This window comes from Larkinella sp. C7, from assembly GCF_006149005.1.
In the GTDB taxonomy this organism is placed as follows: domain Bacteria; phylum Bacteroidota; class Bacteroidia; order Cytophagales; family Spirosomataceae; genus Larkinella.
Genome location: NZ_VBSL01000111.1, coordinates 1 through 529 on the forward strand (window position 1 = coordinate 1; position 529 = coordinate 529).

The window sequence follows — 529 nt, forward strand, 5'->3', positions numbered from 1 at the left end:
ATACTCTCCGGAAATGATGGTTAAGGCAAAAGGTATCCCTGTTCCCATCTCAACCATCTACTACTGGCTTCACCACGGACACTTGGGGTTGACTAAGGCTGACAGGCTTTATCCTCGTAAAGAGAAGGCTAAAAGGAAGCAAGCTAGCCCAAACTTCAAGCCCGCTGGAAAATCCATTGAGGAACGTCCTGAAAGCATGAATAGGCGTGAGAATCTAGGTGATTTTGAAATTGATACAGTCATTCAGACACGGGCTAAAAACGAGTGTTTACTGACCTTAACCGACCGAAAGAGTCGCTATCAAATCATCCGTCTCATACCCGACAAGTCGGCAAGTTCAGTCAATCAGGCTTTGAGAGCAATTCTACAAGAGTACCAGATTAACTCCATCACAGCTGATAACGGGACAGAGTTTAGTCGCTTATCGGATGTTTTTGACCCTGAGCACATCTATTACGCCCACCCTTATTCTTGGGAGCGGGGCACCAATGAGAATCACAATAGGCTCATCCGTCGTTAGTCACCCAAG

General features: G+C 46.3%; 1 pseudogene. It reads left to right on the forward strand.

Features of this window, described 5'->3' with window-relative positions:
* Positions 1–517 (forward strand): annotated as a pseudogene (locus tag FH871_RS34615) (IS30 family transposase); the annotation flags it as partial.
* Positions 518–529 lie beyond the last annotated feature (12 nt).